The sequence below is a fragment of the Variovorax boronicumulans NBRC 103145 genome (genome assembly GCF_001591345.1).
Lineage (GTDB): Bacteria > Pseudomonadota > Gammaproteobacteria > Burkholderiales > Burkholderiaceae_C > Variovorax > Variovorax boronicumulans.
The window spans coordinates 1-16,511 of record NZ_BCUS01000043.1; the positions used below are offsets into that span (position 1 = coordinate 1).

16 protein-coding genes are annotated in these 16,511 nt (G+C 66.1%); 1 reads left to right on the top strand and 15 read right to left on the bottom strand.

Annotated features, from left to right (window positions below):
• Window positions 1–871: TolC family protein (locus tag VBO01S_RS14410; RefSeq protein WP_169805054.1), on the bottom strand; the 871-nt coding region annotated here is incomplete at its 3' end.
• The gene (locus VBO01S_RS14415) at window positions 864–1,400 is read right to left on the bottom strand and encodes a MarR family winged helix-turn-helix transcriptional regulator (RefSeq protein WP_062475361.1); all 537 of its coding nucleotides are present in this window, start codon (window positions 1,398–1,400) and stop codon (window positions 864–866) included. The genes VBO01S_RS14415 and VBO01S_RS14410, both read right to left, overlap by 8 nt.
• A 78-nt stretch (window positions 1,401–1,478) precedes the next feature.
• Between VBO01S_RS14415 and VBO01S_RS14420 the strand changes: the two genes are divergently transcribed.
• Window positions 1,479–3,266 carry an ABC transporter transmembrane domain-containing protein gene (locus VBO01S_RS14420; protein ID WP_062475364.1) on the top strand — a complete coding sequence of 596 codons (1,788 nt, stop codon included), beginning with the start codon at window positions 1,479–1,481 and terminating at the stop codon, window positions 3,264–3,266.
• 39 nt (window positions 3,267–3,305) lie between these two features.
• Here the strand turns inward: VBO01S_RS14420 and VBO01S_RS14425 are convergent, their stop codons facing one another.
• The 13 genes from VBO01S_RS14425 to VBO01S_RS14485 are packed head-to-tail and all read right to left on the bottom strand — an operon-like array spanning window position 3,306 to window position 16,507.
• Complete coding sequence (locus tag VBO01S_RS14425; protein ID WP_062475367.1) at window positions 3,306–3,791, bottom strand: DUF1178 family protein; 486 nt, start codon at window positions 3,789–3,791, stop codon at window positions 3,306–3,308.
• 7 nt (window positions 3,792–3,798) lie between these two features.
• A complete protein-coding gene (locus VBO01S_RS14430) occupies window positions 3,799–4,404 on the bottom strand; it encodes an NUDIX domain-containing protein (protein ID WP_062475370.1) in 606 nt (201 codons plus the stop codon).
• Between the two features lie 5 nt (window positions 4,405–4,409).
• Window positions 4,410–4,715, bottom strand: coding sequence for a DUF2818 family protein (locus VBO01S_RS14435; protein ID WP_062475381.1), 306 nt, complete (start codon window positions 4,713–4,715; stop codon window positions 4,410–4,412).
• A 15-nt stretch (window positions 4,716–4,730) separates the two neighbouring features.
• Window positions 4,731–6,218 carry an NADH-quinone oxidoreductase subunit NuoN gene (gene nuoN / locus VBO01S_RS14440; protein WP_062475383.1) on the bottom strand — a complete coding sequence of 496 codons (1,488 nt, stop codon included), beginning with the start codon at window positions 6,216–6,218 and terminating at the stop codon, window positions 4,731–4,733.
• A 24-nt stretch (window positions 6,219–6,242) separates the two neighbouring features.
• Complete coding sequence (locus VBO01S_RS14445; RefSeq protein WP_062475386.1) at window positions 6,243–7,721, bottom strand: NADH-quinone oxidoreductase subunit M; 1,479 nt, start codon at window positions 7,719–7,721, stop codon at window positions 6,243–6,245.
• A 25-nt stretch (window positions 7,722–7,746) separates the two neighbouring features.
• Window positions 7,747–9,792, bottom strand: coding sequence for an NADH-quinone oxidoreductase subunit L (gene nuoL, locus VBO01S_RS14450; protein ID WP_062475389.1), 2,046 nt, complete (start codon window positions 9,790–9,792; stop codon window positions 7,747–7,749).
• A 7-nt stretch (window positions 9,793–9,799) separates the two neighbouring features.
• The gene (gene nuoK / locus VBO01S_RS14455; RefSeq protein ID WP_007837741.1) at window positions 9,800–10,108 is read right to left on the bottom strand and encodes an NADH-quinone oxidoreductase subunit NuoK; all 309 of its coding nucleotides are present in this window, start codon (window positions 10,106–10,108) and stop codon (window positions 9,800–9,802) included.
• The gene (locus VBO01S_RS14460; RefSeq protein ID WP_062475392.1) at window positions 10,105–10,764 is read right to left on the bottom strand and encodes an NADH-quinone oxidoreductase subunit J; all 660 of its coding nucleotides are present in this window, start codon (window positions 10,762–10,764) and stop codon (window positions 10,105–10,107) included. Before VBO01S_RS14460 ends, nuoK begins: the two co-directional genes overlap by 4 nt.
• Window positions 10,765–10,801: 37 nt before the next feature.
• Complete coding sequence (gene nuoI, locus VBO01S_RS14465) at window positions 10,802–11,347, bottom strand: NADH-quinone oxidoreductase subunit NuoI (RefSeq protein ID WP_062475395.1); 546 nt, start codon at window positions 11,345–11,347, stop codon at window positions 10,802–10,804.
• Window positions 11,348–11,365: 18 nt separating this feature from the next.
• A complete protein-coding gene (gene nuoH, locus VBO01S_RS14470) occupies window positions 11,366–12,442 on the bottom strand; it encodes an NADH-quinone oxidoreductase subunit NuoH (protein WP_062475397.1) in 1,077 nt (358 codons plus the stop codon).
• The gene (gene nuoG, locus VBO01S_RS14475) at window positions 12,439–14,604 is read right to left on the bottom strand and encodes an NADH-quinone oxidoreductase subunit NuoG (protein WP_062475400.1); all 2,166 of its coding nucleotides are present in this window, start codon (window positions 14,602–14,604) and stop codon (window positions 12,439–12,441) included. The genes nuoH and nuoG overlap by 4 nt, the downstream gene beginning before the upstream one ends.
• 20 nt (window positions 14,605–14,624) lie before the next feature.
• Window positions 14,625–15,965, bottom strand: coding sequence for an NADH-quinone oxidoreductase subunit NuoF (gene nuoF, locus VBO01S_RS14480; RefSeq protein ID WP_062475403.1), 1,341 nt, complete (start codon window positions 15,963–15,965; stop codon window positions 14,625–14,627).
• Window positions 15,965–16,507 carry an NADH-quinone oxidoreductase subunit NuoE family protein gene (locus tag VBO01S_RS14485; protein WP_062475406.1) on the bottom strand — a complete coding sequence of 181 codons (543 nt, stop codon included), beginning with the start codon at window positions 16,505–16,507 and terminating at the stop codon, window positions 15,965–15,967. The genes nuoF and VBO01S_RS14485 overlap by 1 nt, the downstream gene beginning before the upstream one ends.
• Window positions 16,508–16,511 lie beyond the last annotated feature (4 nt).

The following is a 16,511-nucleotide window of genomic DNA, read 5'->3' on the forward strand; positions in this document are numbered from 1 at the left end:
CCGGGATGTTCGCCTGCAGCGCCATCGGCTTCACGCCGGCGAGCACCGGCGGCTTCAGCGAGGCCGACACGTTGGGCTGGCCCACGAGCGCATCGAGTGCGTGCTGCTGCAGCGCGATCTGCTCGTTGAGCGCTTCGATCTGCTGGCGGGCTTCAGGCAGGCCGCCTTCGCTCTGGCGCAGTTCGAGGCGGGTGTCGAGGCCGGCCGAGACGCGGTCGCGCACCAGCTTGAAGGTCTCGTCGCGCTGGGCCAGCGTGCGCTTGGCCACTTCGACCTGTTCGTTCAGGCGCGCCCACTGGAAGTAGCTGCGCGCCACGTTGCTCGCGAGCAGCACGCGCGCGGCATCGGCGTCGGCCGCTGCCGCGTTGGCCGCGCCGAGGGCGGTGTCGAGCGCGCTGCGGTTCTTGCCGAAGAAGTCGAGCTCCCAGCTCGCGCCCAGCTGCAGCAGGCCGATGTTCTGCGTCGAGCCGCCCAGCGGCGCCGGGTAGATGTAGTTGCTGTTGAACTTCTGGCGGTTCAGGTTGAGGTCGGCGCCGACCTTGGGCAGCAGCGCCGCACCGGCGATGTCCGCCGAGGCCTGCGCACGCACGAGGCGCGCACGCGCGACCTGCAGGTTCGGGTTGCCGGCCACGGCCTGGTCGACCAGCGCATTGAGCTGGCTGTCGCCGAAGGCCTGCCACCACTGGCTGTCCAGGCTGGGCACGGACGCGCGCGCGGGGTCGGCCGCGATGCCGAGCGTGGTCGCATCGCGCAGCGTGGCGTGCGAGCCGATGCCGGCCATGTCGGCGCAACCGGCGAGCGTGACCACCGCCAGCGCGGCGGCCACGACAGGCGTGCGGCGCAGCGCGCGCACGGCGAAAGACTCAGTCATTCTTCTCTCCACGGGCCGCGAGGCCCTGTGCGTTGTCGAGGATGCGGCGCAAGTAGTCCTTGAGCTGCTCCCATTCTTCGAGGCTGAAACCGGCCAGGTACTCGTTCTGCACCCGGCTCAGCACATAGGGCACTTCCTTCGCGGCCGCACGGCCTTCGTCGGTGAGTTCGATGTTGACCACGCGGCGGTCTTCGAGCGAGCGCACGCGCCGGCACAGGCCCTTGGCCTCGAGGCGGTCGAGCAGGCGCGTCATGGCGCCGGTGTCGAGTTCGCAGGCGCGGGCCAGTTCGGCCACGGTGGTGGCGGCGCCGACGTGCAGCTTGTACAGCGGCACCCACTGCGGGTAGGTGGGGCTGCCGGGCTCGCACATGCGCGTGCCGACGGTCTGGCCGACGGACGTGACGATGCGGCGCATCAGGTAGCCGATGCTCTCTTCGGCGCGGTAGTCCTCGGCGCGATAGAAGGCGACCGGCGGGCGCACGGCCTCGTCGGGCGTCGGAGGGACCGGGGAAATGGGGGCATCGCTCATGGCCGAAATATTAGTTGTCATGGCAATTACTGTCAAGGCGACCTTTGTGGGGGCAAGGGCTCGGTAGAATTCGCGCCCATGGCTTCTTCCCCTCCGTCGTCCTCCGCAGCCAAGGGTTCGCCCCGCTCGCTGTCGGGGTTGCGCCCCTTCCTTCGCCCCTACCGCGTGCAGATCGTGCTGGCGGGGGTCTTCCTGGTGATGGCGGCGGTCACGACGCTGGCTTTCCCTATCGCCCTGCGCAGCCTGATTGACGGCGGCCTGGTCAGCGCCGACAAGGGCGCCCAGACCATGGCACTGCGCGAGCACTTCGGCGCCCTCTTCGCGGTGGCCGTGGCGCTGGGCCTGTTTTCGGCCGCGCGCTTCTATACGGTGAGCTGGCTCGGCGAGCGCGTCACGGCCGACCTGCGCAACGCGGTCTACGGCCATGTGCTGCAGCAGAGCCCGGCCTTCTTCGAGACCACGCAGACCGGCGAGGTGCTGTCGCGCCTCACGGCCGACACCACGCTGGTGCAGACGGTGGTCGGCTCGTCGCTGAGCATGGGCCTGCGCAACGCCGTCATGGGCGTGGGCGCGCTGGCGGTGCTGGTCTGGACCAACCCTTATGTGATGGTGCAGGTGCTGGGCATCCTGGTGCTGGTGGTGCTGCCGAGCATGTGGTTCGGCCGCCGCGTGCGCAAGCTGTCGCGCGCCAGCCAGGACCGCGTGGCCGACTCGAGCGCCATCGCGGCCGAGGTGCTGAACGCCATTCCGGTGGTGCAGAGCTACACGGCCGAAGGCCGCGAGGCCGACCGCTTCAAGGGCTCGACCGAGAACGCCTTCCATACCGCCGTGCGCCGCACGCGCGCGCGCTCGGTGCTCGTGGCCTTCATCATCATTGCCACCTCGGCCGCCCTGCTCTGGGGCCTGTACGAAGGCACGCAGGCCGTGCTGCGCGGCGACATCACGGCCGGCCACCTGGGCCAGACCGTGGTCTACGTGGCGATCCTGGCGAGCGCCACCGCGGTGCTCGGCGAGGTGTACGGCGACCTGCTGCGCGCCGCCGGTGCCACCGAGCGCCTGATGGAACTGCTGCACGCGCCGACGGCCATCGCCTCGCCCGCACGGCCGGCAGTCGCGCCGGTTCCCGCTGCGGGCAGCGCGATCCGCTTCGACGCCATCACCTTCCACTACCCCTCGCGGCCGGGCACGCCGGCGCTGCGCGATTTCAGCCTGGACATCGCGCCTGGCGAAACCGTGGCGCTGGTGGGATCGAGCGGCGCGGGCAAGAGCACGGTGTTCCAGCTGCTGCTGCGCTACTACGACCCGCAGTCGGGCCGCATCGTGCTCGACGGTGCGTCGCTGGACGCGCTTGCGCTGCACGACCTGCGCACCCGCATCGGCCTCGTGCCGCAGGACGCGGTGATCTTCTCGGCCAGCGCCTTGGAGAACATCCGCTACGGCCGGCCCGAGGCCAGCGCCGACGAGGTGCACGCCGCGGCGCGCGCCGCCTTCGCACACGACTTCCTGCAGGCCTTGCCCGAGGGCTACGACACCTTCCTGGGCGAACGCGGCGTGCGGTTGTCGGGCGGCCAGCGCCAGCGCATCGCCATCGCGCGGGCCATTTTGAAGAACCCGCCGCTGCTGCTGCTGGACGAAGCCACCAGCGCGCTCGACGCCGAGAGCGAGCGCATGGTGCAGGCCGCGCTCGAATCGGCGATGGAAAACCGCACCACGCTCGTGATCGCCCACCGCCTGGCGACCGTGCAGAAGGCCGACCGCATCATCGTGCTGGACCACGGCGGCATCGTCGAACAGGGAACGCACGCGGCGCTGGTGGCGCAAGGCGGCGTGTACGCGCGGCTGGCCGCGCTGCAGTTCACGGCCTGAGCGGGCCGGGCCGGACTGGCTCGTCGTCGAGCCGGCCGGTTACTGCAGGGTTTCTTTCAGCGCCGCCGGAATCGGCAGCGCCATCACCGGAATGCCTTCATCGAGCAGCGCCTCGGTCTGCTCCGGTGTGGCCTGGCCGCGGATGCCGCGCTCGGCGGTTTCGCCGTAATGCATCTTGCGCGCCTCGTCGGCAAAGCGGTCGCCGACGTCTTCGGTCTTGGCCAGCACTTCGCGCACGGCGCGCATCCAGCGGGCTTCGGGCGAAGTCGAGGATGCGGATACTTGCGTGGAAGGCGTTGCGGGTGCCGCCGGCGCGCGGGCCGCGTCGCCGCGCCCTTCTTCCTTCGGCGCCTTGGCGTTGCTCAGGTTCAGGCGGGGCGCGCTCAGCAGCTTGACGATGGCGGTGTCGCCACAGACCGGGCACTCGACGAGGCCGCTGGCGAGCTGGCTGTCGAACGCTTCATTGGACGCAAACCAGCCCTCGAAGCCGTGGCCGTGCGTGCAGCGGAGATCGAGGACCTTCATGCGCGGATTATCCCGCGCCGCCTTGCGAGGCTGCGGCCTGCCAATCCAGTGCCCATGCGCCCGACAGGACGTTCTGCAGCCACAGGGCGCAGGTGAGCGTCTTCGCGTCGGTCACGGTGCCGTCGCGGCACCAGCCGATGAGCTCCTGCGGCGTGGCGGTGAACACGTCGAGAAACTCGCCGTGGTCGAGCTGGCGCTCGCCCAGCGAGAGGCCGCGTGCGAAGTAGATGTGGATGATCTCGGTCGAGTACGCCACCGCCAGGTGCGTGGCGCCGGCATGCGCCCATTCGCGCGCGGAGTAGCCGGTTTCCTCGAGCAGTTCGCGCTGGCCGCACAGCAGCGGATCTTCGCCAGCGTCGAGCTTGCCCGCGGGAAACTCCACGATCACGCGGTCCACCGGGTAGCGGAACTGGCGCTCCAGCACCACGCGACCGTCGTCGAGCAGCGGAATCACCACCACCGCACCGGGGTGCACCACGTACTCGCGCGTGGCGTTGTGGCCGTCGGGCAGGCGGATGGTGTCGCGCTTGGCGTGCAGGAACTTGCCCTTGAAGAGCTCTTCGCTGCTGACGAGCGCTTCCTTCAGATGCGAATCGGGGGCGGGAGAAGTCATGTCGGTCAGTGCCTGTGCTTCATCAGGTAGCGCCAGGTGAACCCCGGGAAGGCCAGCACGACGAACAGCGAGGCCGTCACCGCGTAGAACTCCCAGCCCTGCGCAGCGATCTGCCCTGCCCTGCGCTCGAACAGCAGGCCGATGCCGCCGGCGATGAAGTACAGCACCACCAGTTCGCCGAAGCGGATGGCGAGCGACTTGTGCGCGGTCGACAGCGGCACCGCCCCGAACAGGCGCTCATTCAGGAACGGCAGGTTGGCGGCCACCAGGGCCACCAGCAGCACCACCCAGACCGACGCGGTTTGCGACACCGTCTGCGGGCCGCGTCAGTGGGCCAGCGTGGCCGCGATGGCGTCGTAGCACAGCGTCATCAGACCGCCGGGCAGCACGCCAAGAATCAGGATCAGTGCGCCGTTGATCGTGAGCACGGTGCGCACGTCGAACGAGGCCGACACGGTGGTCGCCGTGACGGGCGCGTCGAAGTACATGACCTTGACCACGCGCAGGTAGTAGAACGCGCCGATCAGCGAGGTGATCACGGCGAACACGGCCAGGCCGATGTAGATGGCGGCGCCCGAGGCGATCAGCGCCTGCAGCACGGCCAGCTTGGCGTAGAAGCCAACGAGTGGCGGCAGGCCGGCCAGCGAGAACATCGCGATGGCCATCACGCCGGCGTACAGCGGGCTGCGCTGGTTGAGGCCGGCCAGGTCGGTGATCTCTTCGCTTTCGAAGCCTTCGCGCGCCAGCAGCAGGATGATGCCGAAGCTCGCCAGCGTGGTCAGCACGTAGGTCACGACGTAGAACATCGCGGCGCTGTAGGCGGCCTGCGCGTTCTGCGTGCCCTGCAGGTCGGAACCCGCCACCAGGCCCAGCAGCATGAAGCCCATCTGCGCGATGGTCGAGTAGGCCAGCATGCGCTTGAGGTTGCTCTGCGCAATGGCGGCCAGGTTGCCGATCACCAGCGACGCCACCGCCAGCACGGCGAGCATCTGCTGCCAGTCGATGGCCAGCGGCTGCAGGCCGTCGACCAGGAGGCGGATGATGATGCCGAAGGCAGCCAGCTCGGGCGCGGCGCCGATCAGCAACGTGATCGCCGTCGGCGCGCCCTGGTAGACGTCGGGCACCCACATGTGGAACGGTGCGGCACCGACCTTGAACGCCAGGCCGGCCACGATGAAGACCAGGCCGAACACCAGCACCTGGTGGTTCACCTTGCCGGTCGAGATCGCCTTGAACACTTCGTTCAGGTCGAGCGAGCCGGTGGCGCCGTACATCATCGACAGGCCGTACAGCAGGAAGCCGCTGGCCATGGCGCCGAGCACGAAGTACTTCATGGCGGCTTCGCTGGCCACCGCGTTGTCGCGGCGCAGCGCCACGAGCGCGTAGCTCGAGAGCGTGAGCAGTTCCAGGCCGAGGTAGATCAGCAGGAAGTTGCTGCCGCCGATCATCACGAACATGCCCAGCAACGCCAGCATGCTGATCGTGAACATCTCGCCGCCACGCAGCATCTCGCGGTCGGCCGCGTAGGGACGGCCGTAGACCAGCGTCACCATCAGGGCCAGCGAGGCGAAGCACTTGAGCCAGTTGCCCATCGTGTCGCTCACCACCATGCCGCCGAAGCCGTAGGAGGTCTTGCCACCGACAGCGGCCAGGCCGGTCAGCACGGCCACCGCCGCCAGCGTGAGCAGCGTCAGGATGTAGGTGCGGGTGCGGCGCGGGCTCGTGTCCGACAGGTCGACCAGCGCAATGATGCAGGCCATGACCAGCAACACGATTTCGGGGTAGATCGTCACCCAGCTGAGTTTGTCAATCATCTCGTTCTCTTCTTCAGCGTGGCATCAGACGGGCAGCTTCGAAATCGCCACGTGGCGCAGAAGCTCGACGACGGAGGCATCCATCGCGTCGGTGAAAGGCTTCGGATACAGGCCCATCCACAGCACGGCGATCGCCAGCAGCGAGAGCATCAGGAATTCGCGGGCGTTGATGTCCTTCAGTTCCTTGACGTGGTCGTTGCCGACCGGGCCCAGGTACACGCGCTTGTACATCCACAGGGTGTAGGCAGCGCCGAAGATCAGTGCGGTGGCAGCGCCCAGGCCGACCCAGAAGTTGGCCTTGACGGCGCCCAGGATCACCATCCATTCGCCCACGAAACCGGCGGTGCCCGGCAGGCCGCAGTTGGCCATGGCGAACAGCAGCGCGAACGCGGCGAACTTGGGCATGGTGTTGACCACGCCGCCGTAGTCGGCGATCTGGCGCGAGTGCACGCGGTCGTACAGCACGCCGATGCCCAGGAACATGGCGCCCGACACGAAGCCGTGGGCAATCATCTGCACGATACCGCCGGACACGCCGAGCTCGTTGAAGATGAAGAAGCCCAGCGTCACGAAGCCCATGTGGGCCACCGACGAGTACGCCACCAGCTTCTTCATGTCCTGCTGCACCAGCGCCACCAGGCCCACGTAGATCACGGCGATGAGCGACAGCGCGATCATGAGCCACGCCCACTCGTGCGAAGCGTCAGGCGCGATGGGCATCGAGAAGCGCAGGAAACCGTAGGCACCCAGCTTCAGCATGATCGCGGCCAGCACGGCCGAACCGCCCGTGGGGGCCTCGACGTGCACGTCGGGCAGCCAGGTGTGGACCGGCCACATCGGCACCTTGACGGCGAAGGCCGCGAAGAAGGCAAAGAACAGGAAGGTCTGCGCGGTCGAACCCAGCGGCAGCTTGTGCCAGCTCAGGATGTCGAAGCTGCCGCCCGACTTGTTGTACAGGAAGATCAGCGCGACCAGCATGAGCAGCGAGCCGAGCAGCGTGTACAGGAAGAACTTGAACGCCGCGTAGATCTTGTTCGGGCCGCCCCAGATGCCGATGATCAGGTACATCGGGATCAGCGTGGCTTCGAAGAACACGTAGAACAGGATGCCGTCGAGCGCCGAGAACACGCCGATCATGAAACCCGACAGGATCAGGAACGCGCCCATGTACTGGTTCACGCGCTCGGTGATCACTTCCCAGGCCGAGATCACGACCACGACCGTGATGAACGAGGTCAGCAGCACCAGCCACAGCGACATGCCGTCGATGCCCAGGTGGTAGTTGACGTTGAAGCGCGAGATCCAGCTCGTCTTCTCGACGAACTGCATCGCGGCGGTTCCGTTCTGGAAGCGCGTGAACAGCGGCACCGTGACCAGGAAGCTCACGATGGCACCGACGAGCGCGACCCAGCGCACGCCCTTGGCGTGCTCGTCGCGGCCAAACGCCAGCAGCACGGCGCCGAATGCGATCGGCACCCAGATGGCAAGGCTCAACAAACCCATTTTTCTTTTTCTCCAGCGTTCGGGCTCAACGTTTGAACCAGACGAAGTACGTCATCAGGATGAAGATGCCCAGCAGCATCGCGAAGGCGTAGTGGTAGATGAAGCCCGACTGCAGCCAGCGCACGACGCCGGCCACGCGACCCACCACCTTCCAGGAACCGTTGACGAGCGCGCCGTCGATCAGCGCCTGGTCGCCGCCCTTCCACAGGCCCGTGCCGAGCAGGCGCGCACCGCGGGCGAGGATGTTCTCGTTGATCCAGTCGAGGTAGTACTTGTTCTCGAGCAGGTTGTAGATCGGGCTGAAGGCGCGCTTGATGGCGGCCGGCAGCGCCGGGTTCATCATGTACATGTAGTACGACAGCGCCACGCCGGCCAGTGCCAGCCAGAACGGTGCGGTCTGCAGACCGTGGATCGCCATGGCGACCGGGCCGTGGAAGGCTTCCTTCAGCTCGCCCATCGCGTGGTGCTTGGCACCGTCGACGAAGATCGCGTCCTTGAAGAAGCTGCCGAACAGCATCGGGTCGATGGTCATGAAGCCGATCACCACCGAGGGGATCGCCAGCAGCACCAGCGGCAGCCAGACCACCATCGGCGATTCGTGCGGCTTGTGGGCGTCGTGGCCATGGCCATGGTCGTCGTGTCCGTGCGCGTCGTGCGCATGGTCGTCATGGTGCGCGTCGGGGTTCTGGTCGTAGCGTTCCTTGCCGTGGAAGACCAGGAAGTACATGCGGAACGAGTAGAACGCCGTCACGAACACGCCGGCCAGCACCGCGTAGTAGGCGAACTGCGCGCCCCACAGGTGGCTTTCGTGCACGGCCTCGATGATGCTGTCCTTCGAGTAGAAGCCCGAGAACAGCGGCGTGCCGATCAGCGCGAGCGAACCCAGCAGCGAGGTGATCCAGGTGATGGGCATGTACTTGCGCACGCCGCCCATCCAGCGGATGTCCTGGTTGTGGTGCATGCCGATGATCACCGAGCCCGCGCCGAGGAACAGCAGCGCCTTGAAGAACGCGTGCGTCATCAGGTGGAACACCGCGACCGAGTAGGCCGAGGCACCGAGCGCCACCGTCATGTAGCCCAGCTGCGAGAGCGTCGAGTACGCGACCACGCGCTTGATGTCGTTCTGGATGATGCCCAGGAAGCCCATGAACAGCGCGGTGATGGCGCCGATCACGAGGATGAAGCTCAGGGCCGTGTCGCTCAGCTCGAACAGCGGCGACATGCGCGCCACCATGAAGATGCCGGCCGTCACCATGGTCGCCGCGTGGATCAGCGCCGAGATGGGGGTCGGGCCTTCCATCGAGTCGGGCAGCCACACATGCAGCGGGAACTGGGCGCTCTTGCCCATCGCGCCGATGAACAGGCAGATGCAGATCACCGTGATGAGCATCCACTCGGTGCCCGGGAAGGTGATGCCGGCCAGCGTGTGCGCCTTGGCGAAGGCTTCGCCGTAGTTCAGCGTGCCGGCGTAGGCGGCGATCAGGCCGATGCCCAGGATGAAGCCGAAGTCACCCACGCGGTTGACCAGGAAGGCCTTCATGTTCGCGAAGATGGCCGTGGGCTTGTTGAACCAGAAGCCGATCAGCAGGTACGACACCAGGCCCACCGCCTCCCAGCCGAAGAACAGCTGGAGCATGTTGTTGCTCATGACGAGCATCAGCATCGAGAAGGTGAAGAGCGAGATGTACGAGAAGAAGCGGTTGTAGCCGTCGTCTTCTTCCATGTAGCCGATGGTGTAGATGTGGACCATCAGCGACACGAAGGTCACGACGCACATCATCATGGCCGTGAGGCCGTCGACCAGGAAGCCGACTTCCATCTTCAGGCCGCCGACCATCATCCATTCGTAGATGGTCTGGTTGAAGCGGGCGCCGTCGACGATGACCGACTTCAGCGTCATCGCCGAGATCACGAAGGCGACGAACACGCCCAGGATGGTCAGCGAATGCGTGACCTTGCGGCCGATGTGGTTGCCGCCGAACTTCGTGCCGAACAGGCCGGCAAGTGCGGCGCCGACCAGGGGTGCCAGCGGCACGGCCAGCAAGGTGGATGCGGAAAGGGTTGCGCTCATACTGCTGTCAACCCTTGAGCGAGTTGAGTTCGTCGACGTTGATGTTGGACTTGTTGCGGAACAACAGGACCAGCAGCGCCAGGCCGATGGCCGATTCGGCCGCCGCCACCGTCAGGATGAAGAACACGAAGATCTGGCCGTGCATGTCGCCCAGGTAGTGCGAGAAGGCCACGAAGTTCATGTTGACCGCCAGCAGCATCAGTTCGATGGCCATCAGCAGCACGATCAGGTTCTTGCGGTTCAGGAAGATGCCGATCACCGACAGCGCGAAGAGCATCGCGCCGAGCGAGAGAAAGTGTCCGAGCGTGAGCGTCATGCCTTGTTTTCCTTTGCAGCGGCATCCGCTGCCGGGGCCTCAACCACCGGCTCGGCCGCACGCGTGACGGGCATCTGCACGATGCGCACGCGGTCGCGCGCCTTCACGCGCACCTGGTCCGACGGGTTGACGTACTTGCTGTCCTTGCGGGTGCGCAGCGTCAGTGCAATGGCGGCAATGATGGCCACCAGCAGGATGACCGCGGCGATTTCCAGCGGATAGAGGTATTCGGAGTACAGCAGCTTGCCCAGCTCGAGCGTGTTCGAGCTGTTGGGCGAGGTCGTCGCCATGGCGCGCGGGCCTTCGCCCAGGCGGAAGCCGCCCATGAGCACGGCGGCCATTTCAAGCGCGATGAGCGCGCCGATGCCGGCCGCCAGCGGGAAGTGCTTCCAGAAGCCCTCCCGCAGGCCGTCGACGTCGATGTCCAGCATCATCACGACGAACAGGAAGAGCACCATCACGGCGCCGACGTACACCAGCACGAGCGAGATCGCCAGGAACTCGGCGCGCAGCAGCAGCCAGATGGCCGAGGCCTGGAAGAAAGCCAGCACCAGGTACAGCGCGGCGTACACGGGGTTGCGGGAGGTGATGACGCGGAAGGCTGCAAACAGCAGCACCGCGGCAAACAGATAGAACAGACCGGTCTTGACGTCCATTGGAATTCGATTGGTACGGGTTTCGAGCGGAGCCGGCTCAGCGGTACTTGGCGTCGGCCGCCTTGTTCGCCGCGATTTCTTTTTCGTAGCGGTCGCCCACGGCCAGCAGCATGTCCTTGGTGAAGTACAGGTCGCCGCGCTTTTCGCCGTGGTATTCGAAGATGTGCGTCTCGACGATCGAGTCGACCGGGCAGCTCTCTTCGCAGAAGCCGCAGAAGATGCACTTGGTCAGGTCGATGTCGTAGCGCGTGGTGCGGCGCGAGCCGTCGTCACGCACGTCGGATTCGATGGTGATCGCCAGCGCGGGGCACACGGCCTCGCACAGCTTGCAGGCGATGCAGCGCTCTTCGCCGTTCTCGTAGCGGCGCAGCGCGTGCAGGCCGCGAAAGCGCGGCGACAGCGGCGTCTTCTCTTCGGGGAACTGGACGGTGATCTTGCGCGCGAAGGCGTACTTGCCCGTGATGGCCAGGCCCTTGAACAGTTCGAACAGCATGAAGCTGCCCAGGAAGTCCTTGAGCGAGAACGGTGCGGAGGCCAGCTTGGAGGTGCGCCCGAGCCCTCCGGCGGTGTGTGAAGCAGTCATGATGTCGTCGCTTCCTGCTTATTTCCAGATGTTGAACGGCGTCTGCATCCAGCCACCGACCACGACCAGCCACACCAGGGTGACGGGAATGAAGATCTTCCAGCCCAGACGCATGATCTGGTCGTAGCGGAAGCGCGGGAACGTCGAGCGCACCCACAGGAACATGGTGACCACGCAGAAGGTCTTCAGGCCCAGCCAGATCCAGCCCGGAATGAAGCTCAGGAACTCGAACGGCGGCAGCCATCCACCGAGGAACAGCACCACGGTCAGGATCGAGACGAGCCACATGTTGGCGTACTCGGCCAGGAAGAACATCGCGAAGCTCATGCCCGAGTACTCGATCATGTGGCCGGCCACGATTTCGGATTCGCCTTCCACCACGTCGAACGGGTGGCGGTTGGTTTCGGCGAGACCCGAGATGAAGTACACGACGAAGATCGGCAGCAGCGGCAGCCAGTTCCACGAGAGGAAGCCCAGCCCCAAGTCATGGAACATGCCCTTGCCCTGCACCGTCACGATGTCGGACATGTTCAGGCTGCCCGTGACCATCAGCACCACGACGAAGCAGAAGCCCATCGCGATTTCGTAGCTCACCATCTGTGCCGAGGCGCGCAGTGCGCCCAGGAAGGCGTACTTCGAGTTCGACGCCCAGCCGGCGATGATCACGCCGTACACCTCGAGCGAGGTGATGGCCATCACGAACAGCAGGCCGGCGTTGATGTTGGCCAGCGCCACGTCGGGACCGAAGGGAATCACGGCCCATGCGGCCAGCGCCGGCATGATGGTCATGATCGGGCCGAGCAGGAACAGGCCCTTGTTGGCGACCGTCGGAAGGATGATTTCCTTGGTCATCAGCTTGAGCGCGTCGGCGATCGGCTGCAACAGGCCCAGCGGCCCGATGCGGTTCGGTCCCACGCGGATCTGCGTGAAACCGATGGCCTTGCGTTCCCACAGCGTGAGGTACGCCACGGCCAGCATCAGCGGGATCACGACGACGATGATCTTGATCAGCGTCCAGACCACGGGCCAGACGACGGACGTCCACCAGCCTGCGGCGACCAGCCCCTGGCCGAAGCCATGAATTGCGTCGATCATGCCAGGGCCTCCTCGGCACGAGCGGGTGCGGCCTGTGCGCTGTTGCGCGCGTCGGCGGTCAGCTGCAGCGACGGTGCGCGGCGCACGATCGAGTCGAGCTGGTAGATGCTCGCGACCACGGGCGCAGCCACGGCGCCGCTGGCCGCGACGGCCTTGGCAGAGGTGGCGTTGCTCAGCGCATTCGCCGGCACGGTGCCCTTGTCACCGACGGTGGCCAGCACCTCGGCGGTCGATTCGAAGGCGAAGCCCGGCAGGCCGAGCAGGTTCGCCAGCACGCGCAGCACCTTCCACGCCGGACGCGTTTCGCCTTGCGGCTTCACGACGGCATGGAAACCCTGCAGGCGGCCTTCGGCATTGACGAAGGTGCCGGGCGTTTCGGTGAACGGGGCGATGGGCAGCAGCACGTCGCTGAACTCGAGGTTGGCCTTGAATGGGCTCAGCGTGACCACCATCTGCGCATTGCCGATGACATCGGCGGCGGCAGCACCGGCGGCCGAGTCGAACACCGGCTCGGTGTTCAGCAGCAGCACGGCCTTGAGGCCGGAGCTGGCAGCGAGCATGCGGCCGGCATCGAGGCCGCCGTTCTGCGGGAAGGCGCCGACGAGCTGTGCGCCCACGGTGTTGCCCGCTTCGGTCAGGTAGCCGACGGTGGCGCCGGTTTGTGCGCCGATCCAGTTCGCCAGGGCCAGCAGGCTGCTGGCTTGCGCGTGGTGCGCGGCGGCATTGCCGAGCAGGATGGCCTTGCGCTCGCCGCTCAGCAGCGAGGCTGCGATGGCTTGCGCGGTAGCGTCAGGTGCGTTCTTCGGTGCCAGCGGCGCGGTAGCGCCGTTGGTCTGGCCGATGGCCGCAGCCACGGCGGCCAGCGCCTCGACCCACTGGTCGGCCTCGACGATCGACGCTTGCGCCACGTCGATGGCCCAGGCACCGCGGTCGGCCATGAGGCTGGACGAGGTGATCACCGACAGCGCGGCGCCCTTGCGCACGGCCTGGCGGATGCGCTGTGCGAACAGCGGGTGTTCCTTGCGCAGGTTCGAACCGACGACCAGCGCGCGCTGCACTTGCGTGAGCGATGCGATCGAGGTGCCGAGCCAGCGCACGCCTTCGAAGGCCGAGAACTCGGCGTTGCGCAGGCGGTAGTCGATGTTGTCGCTGCCCAGTTCACGCGTAAGCATGGCGGCGAGCTGCAGCTCTTCGAGCGTGCTGTGCGGGCTGACCAGCGTGCCGATGCTTTGCGCACCGTGGTCGGTCTTGATCTGCTTGAGGCCGTTGGCAACGTACTCGAGCGCCGTCTGCCAGTCGACCTGCTGCCATTGGCCGCCCTGCTTCAGCATGGGCTGCGTCAGGCGTTCCGTGCCGTTGAGCGCTTCGTACGAGAAGCGGTCGCGGTCGGCGATCCAGCATTCGTTGACGTCTTCGTTCTCCAGCGGCACCACGCGCATCACGCGGTTGTTCTTGACCTGGACGATCAGGTTGGCACCGGTGGAATCGTGCGGGCTCACCGACTTGCGGCGCGACAGTTCCCAGGTGCGGGCGCTGTAGCGGAAGGGCTTGCTCGTGAGCGCGCCGACCGGGCAGATGTCGATCATGTTGCCCGACAGCTCGGAGTCGACCGAGTCGCCGAGGAAGGTTTCGATTTCGGAGTGCTCGCCGCGGTGCGACATGCCCAGCTCCATCACGCCGGCCACTTCCTGGCCGAAACGGACGCAGCGCGTGCAGTGGATGCAGCGGCTCATTTCTTCCATGCTGATCAGCGGGCCGACGTCCTTGTGGAACACGACGCGCTTTTCTTCTTCGTAACGCGAAGAAGAACCGCCGTAGCCCACGGCCAGATCCTGCAGCTGGCACTCGCCGCCCTGGTCGCAGATGGGGCAGTCCAGCGGGTGGTTGATCAGCAGGAACTCCATGACGGACTGCTGGGCCTTGATGGCCTTGTCGCTCTTGGTGCGAACGATCATGCCCTGCGTGACGGGCGTGGCGCAGGCCGGCATCGGCTTGGGCGCTTTTTCCACGTCGACCAGGCACATGCGGCAGTTGGCCGCGATGCTGAGTTTCTTGTGATAGCAGAAGTGCGGAATGTACGTGCCCGCCTTTTCGGCCGCATGCATCACCATGCTGCCTTCGGTCACTTCGACCTTCTTGCCGTCGAGTTCGATTTCGATCATGTCTGTGTTTCTTCTCGCACTCAGGCCTTGACGGGCGCCGTCGGGACGTGACCCGGGATCAGGGCCTCGAACTCATGGCGGAAGTGCTTGATCATGGCGCGCACGGGCATGGCTGCCGCATCGCCGAGCGCACAGATGGTGCGGCCCATGATGTCGCCGGCCACGGAGTCCAGCAGCTGCATGTCGCTGGGCTTGCCCTGGCCGTTGTGGATGCGGTCCACCACGCGGTAGAGCCAGCCCGTGCCTTCGCGGCAGGGGGTGCACTGGCCGCAGGACTCGTGCATGTAGAAGTACGAGAGGCGCTTGAGCGACTCGACCATCGACCGCGTGTCGTCCATGACGATCACGGCGCCCGAACCGAGCATGGAACCGGCTTTAGCGATGGAGTCGTAGTCCATGGTGCAGGCCATCATGATGTCGGCCGGCAGCACCGGCGACGATGAGCCGCCGGGAATCACGGCCTTGAGCGTGCGGCCCTTGCGCACGCCGCCGGCCAGCTCGAGCAGCTTGGAGAACGGCGTGCCCATCGGCACTTCGTAGTTGCCGGGCAGCTCGACGTCGCCGCTCACCGAGTAGATCTTGGTGCCGCCGTTGTTCGGCTTGCCGCACTCGAGGTAGGCCTGGCCGCCGTTGCGGATGATCCAGGGCACCGCCGCGAAGGTCTCGGTGTTGTTGATGGTGGTCGGCTTGCCGTACAGGCCGAAACTGGCCGGGAACGGCGGCTTGAAGCGCGGCTGGCCCTTCTTGCCTTCGAGCGACTCGAGCAGCGCGGTTTCTTCGCCGCAGATGTAGGCACCGAAGCCGTGGGCGGCGTGCAACTGGAAGTTGTACGTGCTGCCCATGATCTTGTCGCCGAGATAGCCAGCGGCACGTGCCTCTTCAAGGGCGGCCTCGAAGCGGTCGTAGCTCTGGAAGATCTCGCCGTGGATGTAGTTGTAGCCCACGCTGATGCCCATCGCATACGCGGCGATGGCCATGCCTTCGATCACGATGTGCGGGTTGAACTGCAGGATGTCGCGGTCCTTGCACGTACCGGGCTCGCCTTCGTCCGAATTGCAGACGAGGTACTTCTGGCCCGGGAACTGCCGGGGCATGAAGCTCCACTTCAGACCGGTCGGGAAACCCGCGCCGCCACGGCCGCGCAGGCCCGAGGCCTTCACCTCGGCAATCACCTGGTCGGGCGTGAGGCCCTCGGTGAGGATCTTGCGCAGCGCCTGGTAGCCGCCGCGCGCTTCGTAGTCGGCCAGGTGCCAGTTGGTGCCGTCCAGGCCTGCATAGATCTGAGCGCCGATGTGGCGGTCATGGAAGCAGGTCTGGACACCAGTGGCCCGGAATTGCGAGAGAACCTGTTCGGGCGTCATCACGAAGCCTCCCCTGGCTTGGCACTGCGCAAACCGTCGATGAGCTGGTCGAGCTTGTCGTTGCTCATGAAGCTGCACATGGTGCGGTCGTTGACCAGCATCACGGGCGAATCGGCGCAGGCGCCCAGGCATTCGCTCTGCTGCAGCGTGAACAGGCCGTCGGCCGTGGTCTCGCCCATCTTGATGCCGAGCTTCTTCTCGAGGTGCACGAGCGCGGTGACGCCGTCGCGCAGCTGGCACGGCAGGTTGGTGCACACGTTGAGCTTGAACTTGCCCACCGGATGCTGGTTGTACATGTTGTAGAAGGTCGTCACTTCATGCACGGCGATGGGCGCCATGCCGAGGTAGGCGGCGATCTCGCGCTCGCGCTGCACGCTCACGAAGCCTTCGTCCTGCTGGACGATGGCCAGGCAGGCCATCACGGCCGACTGCTTGCCGGCTTCGGGGTACTTCGCGACCTCGCGCGCAAAGCGCTCGAGGATGGCAGCCTTCAACGGCGCCGAGGGCGCCGCGTCATGGTGATGGGTTGAGGAAGTCGTCATTCGC

Bases quoted from the DNA above. Each gene is read 5' to 3' on its own strand.
- VBO01S_RS14415 (WP_062475361.1), bottom strand. From the start codon at position 1,400: ATGAGCGATGCCCCCATTTCCCCGGTCCCTCCGACGCCCGACGAGGCC.
- VBO01S_RS14420 (WP_062475364.1), top strand. From the start codon at position 1,479: ATGGCTTCTTCCCCTCCGTCGTCCTCCGCAGCCAAGGGTTCGCCCCGC.
- VBO01S_RS14425 (WP_062475367.1), bottom strand. From the start codon at position 3,791: ATGAAGGTCCTCGATCTCCGCTGCACGCACGGCCACGGCTTCGAGGGC.
- VBO01S_RS14430 (WP_062475370.1), bottom strand. From the start codon at position 4,404: ATGACTTCTCCCGCCCCCGATTCGCATCTGAAGGAAGCGCTCGTCAGC.
- nuoN (WP_062475383.1), bottom strand. From the start codon at position 6,218: ATGATTGACAAACTCAGCTGGGTGACGATCTACCCCGAAATCGTGTTG.
- VBO01S_RS14445 (WP_062475386.1), bottom strand. From the start codon at position 7,721: ATGGGTTTGTTGAGCCTTGCCATCTGGGTGCCGATCGCATTCGGCGCC.
- nuoL (WP_062475389.1), bottom strand. From the start codon at position 9,792: ATGAGCGCAACCCTTTCCGCATCCACCTTGCTGGCCGTGCCGCTGGCA.
- nuoK (WP_007837741.1), bottom strand. From the start codon at position 10,108: ATGACGCTCACGCTCGGACACTTTCTCTCGCTCGGCGCGATGCTCTTC.
- VBO01S_RS14460 (WP_062475392.1), bottom strand. From the start codon at position 10,764: ATGGACGTCAAGACCGGTCTGTTCTATCTGTTTGCCGCGGTGCTGCTG.
- nuoI (WP_062475395.1), bottom strand. From the start codon at position 11,347: ATGACTGCTTCACACACCGCCGGAGGGCTCGGGCGCACCTCCAAGCTG.
- nuoH (WP_062475397.1), bottom strand. From the start codon at position 12,442: ATGATCGACGCAATTCATGGCTTCGGCCAGGGGCTGGTCGCCGCAGGC.
- nuoG (WP_062475400.1), bottom strand. From the start codon at position 14,604: ATGATCGAAATCGAACTCGACGGCAAGAAGGTCGAAGTGACCGAAGGC.
- nuoF (WP_062475403.1), bottom strand. From the start codon at position 15,965: ATGACGCCCGAACAGGTTCTCTCGCAATTCCGGGCCACTGGTGTCCAG.
- VBO01S_RS14485 (WP_062475406.1), bottom strand. From the start codon at position 16,507: ATGACGACTTCCTCAACCCATCACCATGACGCGGCGCCCTCGGCGCCG.